Annotated in this window: 10 protein-coding genes; 7 read left to right on the top strand and 3 right to left on the bottom strand. The window is 46.2% G+C overall.

Annotation, left to right across the window (positions count from 1 at the left end; all coding sequences use genetic code 11):
* The first annotated feature begins 32 nt into the window (after positions 1-32).
* From argB to ASG33_RS01850, 3 genes are all read left to right on the top strand, one after another.
* Entirely contained in the window at positions 33-818 is a 786-nt protein-coding gene (gene argB, locus ASG33_RS01840; protein WP_056279701.1) for an acetylglutamate kinase, read from the top strand.
* Positions 819-1041: 223 nt separating this feature from the next.
* Entirely contained in the window at positions 1042-4368 is a 3327-nt protein-coding gene (locus ASG33_RS01845; RefSeq protein WP_056279703.1) for a SusC/RagA family TonB-linked outer membrane protein, read from the top strand.
* 21 nt (positions 4369-4389) lie between these two features.
* The gene (locus ASG33_RS01850; RefSeq protein WP_056279705.1) at positions 4390-5994 is read left to right on the top strand and encodes a SusD/RagB family nutrient-binding outer membrane lipoprotein; all 1605 of its coding nucleotides are present in this window, start codon (positions 4390-4392) and stop codon (positions 5992-5994) included.
* 88 nt (positions 5995-6082) lie between these two features.
* Here ASG33_RS01850 and ASG33_RS01855 read toward each other — a convergent pair whose 3' ends face one another.
* Together ASG33_RS01855 and argH are read right to left on the bottom strand one after the other, a co-directional pair.
* Complete coding sequence (locus ASG33_RS01855; protein ID WP_056279706.1) at positions 6083-7660, bottom strand: VCBS repeat-containing protein; 1578 nt, start codon at positions 7658-7660, stop codon at positions 6083-6085.
* Between the two features lie 6 nt (positions 7661-7666).
* Entirely contained in the window at positions 7667-9004 is a 1338-nt protein-coding gene (gene argH, locus ASG33_RS01860) for an argininosuccinate lyase (protein WP_056279709.1), read from the bottom strand.
* A gap of 173 nt (positions 9005-9177) precedes the next feature.
* Here argH and tnpA point away from each other — a divergent pair, with 173 nt between their 5' ends.
* The gene (gene tnpA, locus ASG33_RS01865) at positions 9178-9606 is read left to right on the top strand and encodes an IS200/IS605 family transposase (RefSeq protein WP_056279711.1); all 429 of its coding nucleotides are present in this window, start codon (positions 9178-9180) and stop codon (positions 9604-9606) included.
* Positions 9607-9727: 121 nt separating this feature from the next.
* Here tnpA and ASG33_RS01870 read toward each other — a convergent pair whose 3' ends face one another.
* Positions 9728-10240: a C40 family peptidase gene (locus ASG33_RS01870; RefSeq protein WP_056279713.1), complete on the bottom strand. Its 513-nt coding sequence runs from the start codon at positions 10238-10240 to the stop codon at positions 9728-9730.
* Positions 10241-10477: 237 nt separating this feature from the next.
* Between ASG33_RS01870 and ASG33_RS01875 the strand changes: the two genes are divergently transcribed.
* The 3 genes from ASG33_RS01875 to ASG33_RS01885 all read left to right on the top strand — a co-directional run bounded on the left by ASG33_RS01875 (position 10478) and on the right by ASG33_RS01885 (position 15108).
* The gene (locus tag ASG33_RS01875; protein ID WP_200942713.1) at positions 10478-11656 is read left to right on the top strand and encodes an AIR synthase related protein; all 1179 of its coding nucleotides are present in this window, start codon (positions 10478-10480) and stop codon (positions 11654-11656) included.
* Positions 11657-11805: 149 nt separating this feature from the next.
* Entirely contained in the window at positions 11806-13512 is a 1707-nt protein-coding gene (locus ASG33_RS01880) for a PQQ-dependent sugar dehydrogenase (protein ID WP_056279716.1), read from the top strand.
* 456 nt (positions 13513-13968) lie between these two features.
* The gene (locus ASG33_RS01885) at positions 13969-15108 is read left to right on the top strand and encodes a T9SS type A sorting domain-containing protein (RefSeq protein ID WP_056279718.1); all 1140 of its coding nucleotides are present in this window, start codon (positions 13969-13971) and stop codon (positions 15106-15108) included.
* Positions 15109-15199: the final 91 nt, after the last annotated feature.

Here is a 15199-nt window from a genome sequence, read left to right on the forward strand (position 1 = left end):
GCCCGCAATACCGAATCGTAAAATCAGTCAGTATGTCCCAGTCCCTATATATTGTAAAAATCGGCGGCAACGTAATCGATAATCCTGACGCCTGCTCACGCTTTTTAAATGCATTTGCTCAGCTTGATACTTTGAAAATTCTGGTCCATGGTGGCGGAAAGGTGGCCACGCAGGTTGCAGCCAAATTGCAGATTGAAACCGAAATGGTGGAAGGCCGGAGAATTACCGACAAGCCTATGCTCGACGTGGTGACAATGGTATATGGCGGGTTGGTCAACAAAAACCTGGTGGCGCAGTTACAGTCGCTCGGCTGCAATGCAATCGGACTTACCGGTGCCGACGGTGGGATTATCCGGTCTGTAAAGCGACCTGTGAAAACGATTGATTACGGATTTGTCGGAGATATTGAATCGGTCAATGCAGGTCAGATCGCCGCGTTGCTCAATAGCAGCCTCGTTCCGCTGATCGCCCCGCTTACTTATAGTTCAGAGGGGCTACTCCTCAATACCAATGCAGATACAATGGCGTCGGCCACGGCTGTGGCGCTGGGCGGGAGTTATGATGTAAACCTTATCTATTGTTTCGAGAAGAAGGGTGTATTATCTAACCCGGACAATGACGAATCGGTGATCCCGCAGCTGAATCCCGAAACTTACGCAACCTATAAAGCTTCCGGCGCAATCAACAAAGGCATGATCCCCAAGCTGGACAATGCATTTGCCGCATTGAATGCAGGCGTAAAGCAGGTCACGATCTGCCACGCTGATGAACTGCTGAATGCAACGCGGTCTTCCGCAGGTACTTCAATAACATTATAGACATTTTGCATCTGCCTCTTCAAGGCTACTGCTTATCGATTGTAATCGTAGGTAGTAGCCTTCTTTTATTCTGCCAATAATCTTCATAGCCATATTTAATTTCTACATTATTTATCTTTCCAGTACCTAATTAGTAATTTTTTTTAAGAAGATTCGCCTTAATTAAAAATTAAATATTAAAATTGTGTTAATTTTAATCCTCAACTAATACGCAATTCAAACTATGCGAAAAAATTTACTTCGGCTTTTCGTCATGTTCTTGATGGTAAGCAGCCCGGTAATCGCTCAAACGATCACGGGGACAGTTAAATCCGGAACAGATGGCACCACTTTGCCGGGCGTTTCGGTTCTTGTAAAAGGTACTACCAATGGTACCACCTCAGATGCGTCGGGAAATTTCTCTATTGCGGCAACTTCTGAAAACACTTTGGTTTTCTCCTACATTGGCTACAAAACCATTGAAGCTCCGGTCGGTAGCAAAACTGTACTTGATGTAGTCCTGTTAGAAGACGCTAATCAGCTTGGTGAAGTAGTAGTAACAGCACTTGGTATCTCCAAAGAGCAGCGTGCACTGGGTTACGCTACTGCTATAGTTAACAACGAGGCCCTGATCAAAACTGCTTCGCCAAACTTCGCGACAGCACTTTACGGAAAAGCGCCGGGTGTTACGATCAATGCAACACCGGGTGGTGCTACTTCGGGTGTAAGTATTAACATCCGTGGTTTCAGCTCTATCACAGGTAATACGCAGCCTCTGATCGTTTTGGATGGTATTCCAATTCGTAATGGAGAAGCACGTAACGGCGATTTCTGGGCTGACCAGCGTTTGCGCGGAAATGGTCTTCTTGACCTGAACCCAGCCGATATCGAAAACATTTCGGTTTTGAAAGGCGCTTCTGCTGCTGCACTTTATGGTTCAGAAGCTGTAAACGGGGTTTTACTTGTTACTACTAAAACCGGTAAAGGCAAAAAAGGGCTTGGTGTTGATTTCAATGCAAGCTACAATGTTGATAAAATCGCTTACCTGCCCCGTTACCAGGATGTAAGAGGCCCTGGTTATCCATTGAACTACAACAATGGTGGTCAGGATGCAGCAGGTTTCATTTACTATGATGTAGATGGAGACGGTGTGAAAGAAACAAGAGGCTTGCTTGGCGCGACTGTTAACTTCGGTCCTAAATTCGACGGACAGCCGGTAATGGCCTGGGATGGAAAAATCAGACCTTACTCTCCTTCAGGAAACAGCTACGCAGATTTGTTCGAAAATGCGAGCAGTTCCAACATTAACCTTTCGATCTCGAAAGCGACTGATAACGCAAACATCCGTTTCTCGTTTACCCGTCAGGATAACGGAATGATCAGCTACAAGTCTAAAAACAGCAAGAACATCGCTAACCTGAATGCGAGCTTCAACCTGAACAAAAAGCTGAAAACGGATTTGATGGTTAACTACGTTAATCAATATACTTACAACAGACCGTTCAAAGTGGATCGTATGATCAACAACTTTACCGGTATGATGAACCGTTTTGAGTCGGCTGACTGGTACAATGACAGATATCAGACTAGCCTGGGCTACAAATTCGTGACTGGTGCAGGAACGCAAAGCCTTACTCCAAACGAGAACATCATTTACAATGGTTTCAAATCAGATATCGCTGATTACGTTTGGAATACAAGAAAAAACCAGTATTACGAATACTCTGACCGGGTAATTGCAAGTATCACCCAGCACTGGGACATTCTTGAAAACCTGAAACTGAGAGGTCGTATCGCAACTGACTGGACCAGCGAAAGAATGGAAAACCGTGAATACAGCTCAGTTCCGCTTGCTTTCGGTTACTCAGGTAACTTTGGAATGGACAACAACCTTTACAATAACGTATATGGTGACCTTCTCTTGACTTATACCAAGAAAATCGGCGAAGACATCACATTATCTGCATTGGGAGGCTATACAGCAAACAGAACGCTAAACACGTTTATCCAAAGATCTACCAACGGTGGATTGAGCACAGAGAACTTCTTTGACCTTTCGGCAAGTGTGAACGTTGCAAATGGTAAGCAAACCAGAAGCAGATACCTGCGCGATGCTTACATGGGAACGCTTAACTTCGACTACAAGAACCTTCTGTTCGTGGAAGGAACAATCAGAAGAGACCGCACATCTTCATTGGCGCCGGGTAACAATGCATTCGTTTATCCATCTGTTAATGCCAGCTTCGTGTTTTCTGACGCATTCGATCTTCCAAGATTCTTTAGCTATGGTAAGCTGAGAGGTTCTTTCGGTATCGTGGGTAACTATCCTGAGATCTACCGTGCAAACGTGGCATTCAACCAGGGTAACCTGAGCGTTCAGCAAAGAGGCGGTGCTTCTGTTCTTTACACAACAATGAGCGCTGAGCGTGGTAACGACAGAATTCGTCCTGAGCAAAAGCGCGAATTTGAATTCGGTTTGGAAACCAAATTGTTCCAAAACCGTATCGGATTGGATATTGCTTACTACAACGCACAGATCGTAGACCAGATCCTTCCATTGAACATCGCAGCGACTACCGGTGCAAGAACTATTCTTGCCAACATCGGAACATTGAGAAACCAGGGTGTGGAGGTTGCATTTAACGTGAGCCCGATCAGAGCTACCAACCTGAACGATTTCAACTGGGATCTTACTTTGAACCTGGCAAGAAACGTAAACAAAGTAGAGAAACTGGCAAATAACTCAACCGAGTTGCTGCACGCTGACTACGACGGAAATGCTGCTCAGGTAAGATCAATTGTTGGTCAGCCGATGGGAGACATTTTCGCGCATGGTATTCTTAAAAACGAGCAGGGTCAAGGTATAGTTGGACCAAACGGTCTGTACCAATTGGATGGAGACAACTGGATTAAAGTAGGTAATGCAATGCCGAAACTGACTGGTGGTTTGCTGAACACTTTCAGCTACAAAAACTTCACAGTTGACGCGGTGATCGATTTCAGAGTAGGTGGCCACATTATGCCTACCGGTATCAACTGGATGACGTCAAGAGGTTTGACCAAAGAGAGTCTTAACTTCATGGACAAAGAGCACGGCGGTCTTTCTTACTACGTGGATGCGAACGGAAAAGGTGTTCAGACATCAGAATCAGCAGGCCCTGCCGGACAGCCAGTTTACCACGATGGTATGTTAATGGAAGGTGTAACTTCATCCGGAGAAGCTAACACAAATGTTGTTTCTCAGGCTACTTACTACAATGCGACTTACAACTGGGGAGGTCCTCAGTACGGTAATGCACGTTACGAGTTGTATGTTCAGGAGAACACCTACTTCAAAATGCGTGAGCTTTCACTTGCTTACCGCCTGCCTTCCAACATTGGAAGAAAACTGGGTGCACAGAACATCTCACTATCTGTTTTCGGACGTAACCTTTTCTTCCTTTACAGAACTGTGAAAGACCTGGATGCGGAGCAAACCAACATCAGTTCAAGATGGTATGAAAACATCAGCAATGCAGGTAGCAATCCATCTTTCCGTACAATGGGTGTAATGCTGAGAGCCAGCTTCTAATTTCTAAAATTGATTATGACAATGAAACAAATATCATCATTCATATTGGCAGGACTTATGCTGGTGGCGGCGTCCTGTAAAGAATCCGAGTTTACTGAAAGGTATGCGGATCCTGCAAAAATCTCCGAAACAACCATTGAGAAGCAGTATACCGGTATTATGTATACAAACCGGGAGTATGTATTGCCAGGTTACGGAAACTACTTTGTTACCCTGCGTACTACCCTGAACCGTTACAACCAGGCAGTAGGCTGGCCTTTTGAATCGGGTAACTACGTACCAGGTTCAGCTGGTGTACAGGAGGTTTGGTTTAACTACTACAATACCCTGGCACAATACCGGGAGCTTGAAAAGGTGTACGCCAGCAAATCAGCTGACGAGCAGGCTAACAAAAAGATCTTTATGCTGACTGCAAAAGTTTATTTGTACGACTATACGCAGCGTGTTGTAGATCTTTTCGGAGCGATACCTTTTACAGAAGCAGGTATGCTCAGCGCCAACAACGGAGATTATGCAGCATCGAACGCGAAGTTTGATTCACCAGAATCTATCTACACGATCATGCTGGACGATCTGAAATCAATTGCAACCGAACTGAACGGTATCACGCTGAATGCAGGATATCAGAAATCCTTCCAAACTTCGGATTTCATCAACAAGGGAAGCATTGATATGTGGAAGCGTTATACCAACTCACTTCGCCTTCGCATGTTGAACCGTGTTTCTGCTGCTGCTGACTTCAAGGGACGTGCAACTACTGAAATGGGAGAGATTCTGGGTAATACCACAACTTTCCCGATCGTAGAGAACAATGAGCAAAACATTCAGATCAATGTTTATGATGTGAATACCGATATCAATTCAAAAGGCTTCCAGGATGGTATCGCATCTGGCGGCGGAGACTGGTTTGGTAACACTGCCAGCAAGAAGATGATTGACCACATGAATACCAATGCAGATCCACGCTTGAAAATTATTTTCGAACCTGGCCAGAATGCGAAAGGTGTTTATGCAGGTATTGACCCGCTTGCAACTTCTTCGGTACAAACTACCATGTATCAGAATGGATTGGTGTCGATCTACAACCGTTTTACGCTGAGCCACAACCAGTTTTTCCCTGGTGTGATCATCAATGCGGCACAAGTGAACCTGATCAAAGCTGAATACTATCTGAATAACGGAAATGACGCTTTGGCAAAAACAGCTTACGAAACTGCCATCGCACAGTCGGTAGACTTCTACAATGATATCCTGGCCATAACCAATGCAACAGGGATTACCAATGCGGCTATTCCTACACCTGCAACCAATGCGCAGATTACAGCTTACATCGCAGGAAATGGTGTGAACTGGTCCAAAGCGACTACTCCTGCTGAAAAGCTGGGTCTGATCGCTACTCAAAAGTGGCTGCACTTCAACATTGTTCAGGCTTACGAAAACTGGGCAGAAGTACGCAGATTGGATATGCCAACGTTACAGTTCCAGGTTGATAATGCCAATAACCAGACAACTCCGCCTGTAAGATGGACTTACCCTGGCAATGAGGTTACTTACAACCCTACAAACTATGCGTCGGTAAGAGACAGCGACAAGCTGACTCAGAGACTCTTCTGGGATGTGAAATAACGATTAGAATAAGAATTAGATTTAGTTAAAAGCAAAAAGAGGCAGGCCGGTTGGCTTGCCTCTTTTTTGTTCGCTACTTCTGTTTTTACTACTTATCGTTTTTACGATTGGTTAACACCAGCAGCTGAGGAAATGACACAGTGCCGCGCGCCATAAGCTTGCTCACTTCTCCGATCGTATGAAAATAGGAGCCTAGTACAATGTCGATATCTCCGTCTTTATCAAAATCGCCTGCTTCCATTGTCAGCCATTTTCCTGCACCTGCCAGCGGCGTAGATGAAGCTTTAAAGTTCATTTTACCTTCATTGGAGAGGTACACGAATCCATGCGCGGGATTTTCCAGGTCAGTGTAAAATGAGGTAGCTGCAATGTCAATATCCCCATCGTTATCGAAATCTCTGGCAACAGCCTTGCTTGCACCGTAAAGTGGATAAAACCAGGCAAGTTTGAAATTATCTTTTCCGTCATTCAGGTAAAGCCTCACGCCGTGGTAATTCTTAGGCACGTTTGAAAGGTCCCAGTTGTCTCCATTGGTAAGCAGGATATCCTGAAACCCGTCTTTATTGAAATCTGCCAGTTCGAAGTAGCTCATGCCATACGAAGGGGGGAATTGCAGCAGCACCTTTTCCCTGAATTTTCCATTCCCAAGATTGTAGAAGATCGAAATTTCCTCCCTGGCCTGCGCCATCAATGCAATTACGTCAGGTTTTTTGTCTTTGTTAAAGTTAACAATCTGCGCACGCCTTGCACCGGGCAGTTCTTTTAAGATATGTTCTTTATTTGGGTCAAAACCATCCAGCCAGAGCAGCTTTCCCGAATGGTTTCCAAATCCGCAGATCAATGCATCATCTTTCCCGTCCATGTTAAGGTCCCCGCTTGTAAACTGAACGGGCCGCGGCAAAGCCTGGATATTCACCAGTGACTGCGGCGGTACCGGCGTTTTGGAAACCGACATCAATCTGCCTTCCCGCCGCTCTGACGGAGCAAAAACACCAATTGTCAGCAGCCTCGGTGGGGCATTTTTCGGGAAATCAATATCAGTAGGAGCAGAGTCTATCCAAAAGTTTTCTTTCAGCTGCATTACGTTATTTAACACAAATAAAGCTTGCTGATCATCGCCAACGTACAATTGAGCAGTGCGCGGATCGAATTTAAGGAGTGTGGTTTTCGGTACTGCATTGTCTGACACAGTCAGGTACTGTCCCCGGAACAAGGGAAGTGAATCAGAAATGGACAGGTTATCAGCTTGCGTGAGCGGCTCGGCGGGCGCTTCGTGCCGGTAGTAAGCTACAATTTTATCCCAATCAGCTTGCTGGATCAATGGCGTATCCGGATAAATGGACAGCTTGCGGATTGCCTGCTCCTCCTCGGGAAGCAGGTCGGCGAATGGATCTTTACCGGGAAACCGCAGCCCGAGCCGCTGTCCCATATTGGGAAGCACGCTGCTTACCCAAGTATTTTTATCCAGTAATGCAGGTTCAGGAAAAAGGTGACAACGCGCACAATAAGCTTTCGCCAATTGCCTTCCTTCTGCAACAGAATCGACTTGCTGATTCTTGCTAAAAACAACAGAATGCCCGCCGGGAGACTTCCAGGCCACGTTAATGGACAGACAAACAATCCAAATAAAAAAAGAAACGAGCAATCCTCTTTTTTGGATAAGCATTGGCTTTTATTGTCCTACCAGTTGATCCAGCGCCGCTTGTACTTTGTCATAACCAAAAGCAGCAAGTTCTTTCTGCATTCTTTGTGCAATCTCGGCAGTTTGTAAATTTCCGATGCTGCCTTCGTGCGTATGTTTCAGTTCGCGGGGTGGATTGTAAGTGCCTTCGGCGATCTCAGTACCTACCTGCCGGTAAGCATCGCGGAATGGAACGCCGCTGATCACCAATTCATTCACGCGTTCCACGCTGAACAGCAGGTCGTACTTCGGATCAGCGAGCAGGTTTTCTTTCACTTTCATGTTTTGGAGCATAAAAGCAGCTATATCGAGGCAGTCCAGAATCTCGTCAAATGCAGGCATTAAAATCTCTTTCAGGAGCTGCATATCGCGGTGGTAGCCTGATGGAAGATTGCTCAAAACCATTGTTATTTCCATCGGAAGTGCTTTCATCCGATTGGTTTTGGCACGAAGCAGCTCGGCTACGTCCGGGTTTTTCTTGTGTGGCATAATGCTGCTGCCCGTCGTGAGATCGTCCGGCAAAACGATGAAACCGAAGTTCTGGCTGTTGTAAAGGCAAACATCCATAGCAAGCCGGGATATGGTTGCTGCGAGAGACGAAATAGCGGTCAATGCAGCTTGTTCGGTACGTCCACGGCTCATTTGCGCATATACTACATTATGATGCATTCCCTCAAAACCCAGTAAGTCGGTAGTTAGCTGGCGATTGAGCGGAAAAGAAGATCCGTAACCAGCTCCCGAACCAAGCGGGTTGCGATTGGCCAGGCGATACGCTGCATTCAACTGAATCATATCATCGATCAAACCCTCCGCATACGCGCCAAACCAAAGTCCGAAGGAAGAGGGCATTGCGATCTGCAAATGGGTATAACCCGGTAAAAGGTCATTTTTGTGCTGTTCTGATTTTTGGATCAAAACATTAAAGAGCTTTTCCGTTGCCTGTACCACTTCAAACAAGCGCGAACGTGTAAAAAGCTTCATATCCACCAGCACCTGGTCATTCCGGGAGCGCCCGCTATGAATCTTTTTGCCGGTATCCCCCAGCTTTCTGGTTAGTAGCAGCTCCACCTGCGAATGCACATCTTCGACGCCGTCTTCAATCTCAAATTCGCCCTTTTGGATCTCTGCATAAATATTTTTCAGCTCTTCTTTCAGTGCTTTCAGATCGTCGCTGGTCAGTAAGCCGATAGTTTCGAGCATGGTCGCATGTGCAATGTTTCCAAGCACATCAAACTCTGCCAGATGCAAATCCATCTCGCGGTCTTTACCAACTGTAAACTTTTCTATTTTCTCAGAAGTGACTGTATTTTCCTTTTGCCAGAGTTTCAAAACGGATGTGGTTAGCTGATTTGACGAGAACAATTCTTCAAATTTACTCCCAATCCAGTTTATACTGCAACAACAGCCCGTCGAATTGAGATTATAGTTTTTCAGCTGAGCGGAAGGGTAGCGTTACTTTTCTAGCAGGTTGTCGTCAAATGATTTTACTAATTGTCATTTGTATGAGCTGGACGAGCATCTGGGTTCACATTGTTTTTGCAACTAAATACCGGAATCATTACCTGCATGACGGGATACGAAAAAAGGTGTTTTTTCATATAAAAGAGAATGCTGAAAAGAAGGGCATTTACATCGACGTTGTGAATGGTTACTACGATCACGCACATTGTCTGGTGTGTCTCGGGCGGGAGCAGTCTGTTAGTAAGGTGGTGCAGTTAATCAAAGGAGAATCTGCCTGCTGGATCAATCAGAATAAATTGACCGCTAATAAGTTTACCTGGCAGGATGATTACTGGGCAGTCAGCGTGAGCGAAAAGCACGTCGCCAGGGTGAGAAATTACATCCTGAACCAGGAAGCGCATCACAGCAAACAAACTTTTATAGAAGAAATCAACCGCTTCGCCAAAAAATATAATTGGCCATCAATCTAGATTCCGTCGGCTGAAGCCGACGGCTAGGGATTTTTTTTGGGCAGCATAGCTGCTTCCAAAGAAATCTATGGCCGCTCGCTTCAGCGAACGGAAAACGAGAATTAGGAAACGGGAAACAGTTTCACTGCGCCGACAAAATGCGCTTCACGGCAACGAAACGCTTGTGGTAATAGGATGCGTTTAGCAGGTCATAGCGAATGCCGCCTTTAAATGCAGAGTGGATGAATTTGACATAACCCGGCGAAACTTCCGTGATAATGCCCACGTGGCCAATGCGTTTGCTCTTGGTACTCTCACCTTTAAAGAAGATCAGGTCTCCGGGCTTTGCATTATCCAGATCAATAATTTCACCATGCTCAGCCTGGGCTGCGCTGGAATGAGGAAGCGTTACATTCAGCTTGTCAAAACAGTATCGAACAAAGCCGGAACAATCAAAGCCTTTCCGGGAAGTGCCGCCAGAGCGGTAGGGAATATGCAGGTGCTTGGCAGCAAAGGAGACAAGGGATTCAACACTGCCGAGCGAGTCGGACTTGGTTTCATTGGTAGGTAAACTCTTGCCAAAAGAACGGTTATCAACAGCATTAAGAAGCAATAACCCGGCAAAAAGGAGAACAAAACGCTTAACAATTGTCATGAAGGGTAGTAGGATAGCAACTCTTAACTCTCAAACAATAGGTTCTATCGTTTTCGATCTTTGAAACGATATATTGTAAATCTAAACGCTTCTTTTTGAGTATCCTATATTAATTTTAACTAAAAAATTAGAATAATTTGTAAGTTGCTGATTTCAATGAGTTAAGGCGGAAGTCATTAAAGTAAAGCTTTAAAGGGCTTTTTGCCTACTTTTGTGGCAGAAAGGAACTGACCGATAATGACCCAGCAAATCAAAAATACCGACCGTTACCTGCAACGCGGTGTCTCGGCTTCGAAAGAAGATGTACATAAGGCTATCGAGAAAATCGACAAAGGAATTTTTCCAAAAGCTTTTTGCAAAATAGTACCCGACACCCTCGCCGGTGATCCGGATTATTGCACCATCATGCATGCAGACGGCGCCGGGACCAAAACTTCCCTGGCCTATCTGTATTGGAAAGAAACCGGCGATATCTCTGTTTGGAAAGGAATTGCGCAGGATGCGATCGTTATGAATACAGATGATCTGCTGTGCGTGGGCGCCACCGGACCAATGCTTTATTCTTCCACGATCGACAGGAACAAGAACCGCATTCCCGGCGAAGTAATCGCTGAAATAATCAATGGCGCCGAAGAGGTGCTCGAAATGCTGCGGAGTTACGGAGTGGAGATTTACAGCACGGGCGGCGAAACAGCCGATGTGGGCGATCTCGTCAGAACAGTTACGGTTAACAGTACCGTAATCGCCAGGATGCGCCGGGACCAGGTGGTAGATAATGCAAATATCCGCCCCGGCGACGTGATCGTTGGTTTTGCATCGTACGGTCAGGCAAGCTATGAAGAGCAGTACAATGGTGGAATGGGAAGCAACGGACTGACTTCTGCCCGGCACGATATACTCGGTAAATACCTCAAAAAATACTCGGAAAGCTTTGATCCCGAAGTGAATGAAGAGCTGATTTACAGCGGTAGTAAAAACCTCACCGATCCAGTGGAAGGTACGCCGCTGAATGTAGGTCAGCTGATTCTTTCCCCCACACGCACCTACGCGCCGCTCGCCAAGGCACTGCTCGATGAGATCAGGCCACAGATCCATGGCATGGTACATTGCAGTGGCGGAGCACAAACCAAGATTCTACACTTTGTTGATAACCTGCACATCATCAAGGATAATCTGCTCCCCATTCCTCCGTTGTTCCGCATGATCCGCGAGGAAAGCGGTACCAGCTGGGAGGAAATGTACAAGGTATTCAATATGGGACACAGGCTTGAAATTTACCTTCCCGAGCAATATGCAAACCAGGCGATTGCATTGGCAGAGTCATTTGGAATCCCGGCGCAGATCGTCGGTAGAGTGGAAGAGGCAGCTTCCCGGAAGCTAACCATACAAAGCGAGTTCGGGACATTCACCTATTAGCAGATTATAAGTGTAGAGGCAGAGCCTTCCGATAAATCCGGGAGGCTCTTTTTTTGTGCCAGACCATTTTTCCAGGGTACAAAATTTGTAGTATAAGTTCATATTTTATAGAAGTATTGTTACAATTTTCATTAACTAAACGACGGATTATGAAAAGACTTAAACAATTGAACTTCAAGCTGCTCACTGCATTCTGCCTGTCACTTCTAACATTTGCAAATGCTTTTGCGCAGATTCCAGACATTCGGATCGATGTTGAGAATCCGGATATTGCAAATCTGGAAGAAGCTATGCAGCTCACGCACGCGGGCGACGGCTCCAACCGGATCTTTATCGCGGAGCGCGCAGGACTTATCAAGGTTTTTTTGCCGGCAGCGCCTACCACGCCGGTTACGTTTTTAAACATGAACAGCCCATCGCCCCGCGTCGGAGTAGAAGGTGAAGGGGGCTTGTTGAGTATCACTTTTCACCCCAACTTTGAATCTAATGGATACCTGTACACCTACTTTACTGATCTGGCAGGCGACCTGGTGATCGGGCGATACACGGCAGCTGGCAATGCGGCTGCGCCAGGTACTTTCTTCGAGATCCTAAAAATCCCGCATCCTGTCAACAGTAACCATAATGGCGGCGCAATCCACTTCGGGCCCGACGGCTTCCTTTACGCATCAATTGGCGACGGCGGCGGCCAAAACGACCCATCCAACAACGGTCAGAACCTGAACAGTCTGCTTGGCAAGATTTTGCGGATTGATGTGAATGTGCCCGGCGGCGTAGAGCAGGCTTACCAGATACCTGGTGATAATCCTGTTGCCGGAAGTCCTGTTTTCGCCTCCGGTCTGCGAAACCCTTTCAGGTGGAGTTTCGACAGACTTACCGGCGATGCCTGGATCGGCGATGTGGGGCAGGGTGCAAAGGAGGAAATTAACTTCCGCGCAGAGGGAACTTTGGGAGGCTCCAACTTTGGCTGGCGGTGCTATGAAGGCGATATTCCCACTCCCAACATCGACCGCACCGGCTGTCTTCCCGCATCCAACTACGTCGCGCCCATTTACACCTACGTCAATGGAGCCGCCCGGGGTAACTCGGTGATCGGCGGGCGGGTGTACCGTGGAACCAGGTCGCTGCTGATGCAAGGCTGGTACATCGGGACAGACTATTCTTCTGGCGAAATCCACAAAATCCTGCGCAGCCAATCTTACACGGGTTATCAGGAAGGCGCATTGGCCGGAACGAGGGAGATAGGAGAGGATGAAGCGGGTGAGATTTACGCCGTAAAAGCCGACGCCGTTTTCAGGATTTTTGCAGATGAACCGCTGCCTGTAAAGCTGGCCAATTTTGAAGGTTTCAAAGGAAACGAGGGCATTAAGCTTACCTGGAACACCACAATGGAAGAGCGTTTCAAGGGTTTCGAAGTAGAGTTTAGTATGAATGCGAGAAACTTTGAAACCGTCGGCAATGTACCTGCTGAAAATGCCGCGAACGGTACTCGCTACGTATTTTCACATTTGACCAAAAACACCGGAAACCTTTACTACCGGCTGAAAATGATCGAAGCTGATGATAGTTACGAGCATTCGAAGATCATTACCGTAAAAACGGATGAGTCCGCTCCGGTAAGCACTTACGCGCGGCCGACGATCATCAGTAACAATGAGCTTAACCTGGTGCTCGACCGCTCATTCCAGTCGGTCGAGCTGGTGAATGCAAACGGGCAGGTGTTCTTGAAAGAGGAAATCTCGGGTAAGAGCGGAGCGGTAACCATTCCCATTCACGAAGCTGCCTCCGGCCTTTACATTGTCAGATTGGAAAATGAAAACGGGGTTGTTCACGAAAAGGTATTGATCACTGAATGACCACCCGAACCGATTGCTGGCCAAGCTGCTGATTTACCACCAAATAAAATGGAAGCAAATCCGGTAAGAACATCCAGCATGCACAGTTGTATGATTGGTCATCCGCATTTATAAATATGCTTTTTTAGCGGAATAAAGCAATCTGCATACATTCAGCTCCGCGAAGCTGCATACTCCTGATCGGCTCCTGTTTTTCAAAAGTGAGTCGGTTAATGATAGTTTAAAAAACAGAAACACCTTGTTCACACGGCGAACAAGGTGTTTTCATTATACAACCCTAAAACCCAATTTGATTCTTGTGCTAACATTAAGTACAAATATATGGAATATATCCATTAAAAAGGAATAATTCCATAAATTAAACTGTGTCTCTTGCCGAATGTACCTGTTACCATTTTGTGGAATTACCGTAATGATTAAGTAAATACTGTAAATCTTACTTAATCATACTGGCTGATGAAAACACATTTCATGTTCACATTGAGGTACTTAATGATAATGCTTTTGATCTGGCCACCGCTTTCACCGACTGCATGTGCGCAAGAGGCTTTCCAGATAAAATGGTCGATGGACTACACGCAGGCGGGGACTTCGAGCCACGCCAACTTTACTCCCGTGAATGCGACTTTGCTGGGAGGGGCCAATGCATACACGTTGCCGACGGTTTACAGTCCCGGAGGTGCGATTGGCACAGGTTATATCACGCGGCCGTGGCCCACCAGCTTTACGACGGCCCGGTCAATGGAGTTTGCATTCTCGGCCAATTCCTTCAAATACAGCATTACCTCTTTCTCATTTCGCCTGCGCCGCTCTGGTACTGGCCCCAGTCAGATCAAAGTACGTTGCTCGGCCGACCATTTTACCAATGATATCGATGCTTTTCTGATCAGCAACTTAAATCAGTTTAATACCTATGTTGTGCCGGTCAACTTTCCGTTTTTGTCTGACAATACCTTCTCCTTTCGTATTTATGCCTACAATGCACCGAGTATTCACGGTGTACTCTGGTTTGATGAAATCATTGTTAACGGGCTGGTGCACCCGATTATCCTGCCGGTTAGCCTGACTTATTTTAAAGCAACAACCGCCGAAGATCATGTAGATCTGCATTGGGAAACAGCCTCCGAGCACAACAGCAGCATTTTTGTGGTTGAGAAAAGTGTTGATCTGATCCGTTTTAAAGAAGTGGGTGAGGTTCCTGCTGCGGGTGAATCGGAGGGGCGCAGGGTTTATCACTTTAAAGATGAATTACCGGCTGCCGGAGCGAGCTACTATCGTCTTCGCCTGGTTGATAAGGATGGAAGCTTCGCACTCTCCCAGACAGTCGATGTTATGATCGAAACCAGGAGCAGCACATTCATGCAGATCATGCCCAATCCGGCTGATCCCGAAAAAATCATAATAAGCGGAATACCGGAAGATCCGCAGGCGCTTGTACTTACTTCATCTGCCGGGATCAGGATTGCATTTGAATATCAGAAAACAGCAAATAACACGCTCGTTTTGCGGCCGTTAACCCGTCTTGATCCCGGTTTATACTTCCTGATTTATCAGAAAAATATTGGGAAAGAACATGTTAAAATACTAGTTCGGTAAAAGATTCTATGCTTAATTTGTGTATATAAAGCATAAAAGATGGTGCATAGCCATTTACAATTCACAACGTTCTGAATAATTTAAAGGCCCG

The organism is Dyadobacter sp. Leaf189 (assembly GCF_001424405.1).
Taxonomy (GTDB): Bacteria; Bacteroidota; Bacteroidia; order Cytophagales; family Spirosomataceae; genus Dyadobacter.

Coding starts and splice junctions, on each gene's coding strand:
- ASG33_RS01855 (WP_056279706.1), bottom strand. CDS start 7,660: ATGCTTATCCAAAAAAGAGGATTGCTCGTTTCTTTTTTTATTTGGATT.
- tnpA (WP_056279711.1), top strand. CDS start 9,178: ATGAGCTGGACGAGCATCTGGGTTCACATTGTTTTTGCAACTAAATAC.
- ASG33_RS01875 (WP_200942713.1), top strand. CDS start 10,478: ATGACCCAGCAAATCAAAAATACCGACCGTTACCTGCAACGCGGTGTC.
- ASG33_RS01845 (WP_056279703.1), top strand. CDS start 1,042: ATGCGAAAAAATTTACTTCGGCTTTTCGTCATGTTCTTGATGGTAAGC.
- ASG33_RS01885 (WP_056279718.1), top strand. CDS start 13,969: ATGAAAACACATTTCATGTTCACATTGAGGTACTTAATGATAATGCTT.
- ASG33_RS01850 (WP_056279705.1), top strand. CDS start 4,390: ATGAAACAAATATCATCATTCATATTGGCAGGACTTATGCTGGTGGCG.
- ASG33_RS01870 (WP_056279713.1), bottom strand. CDS start 10,240: ATGACAATTGTTAAGCGTTTTGTTCTCCTTTTTGCCGGGTTATTGCTT.
- ASG33_RS01880 (WP_056279716.1), top strand. CDS start 11,806: ATGAAAAGACTTAAACAATTGAACTTCAAGCTGCTCACTGCATTCTGC.
- argB (WP_056279701.1), top strand. CDS start 33: ATGTCCCAGTCCCTATATATTGTAAAAATCGGCGGCAACGTAATCGAT.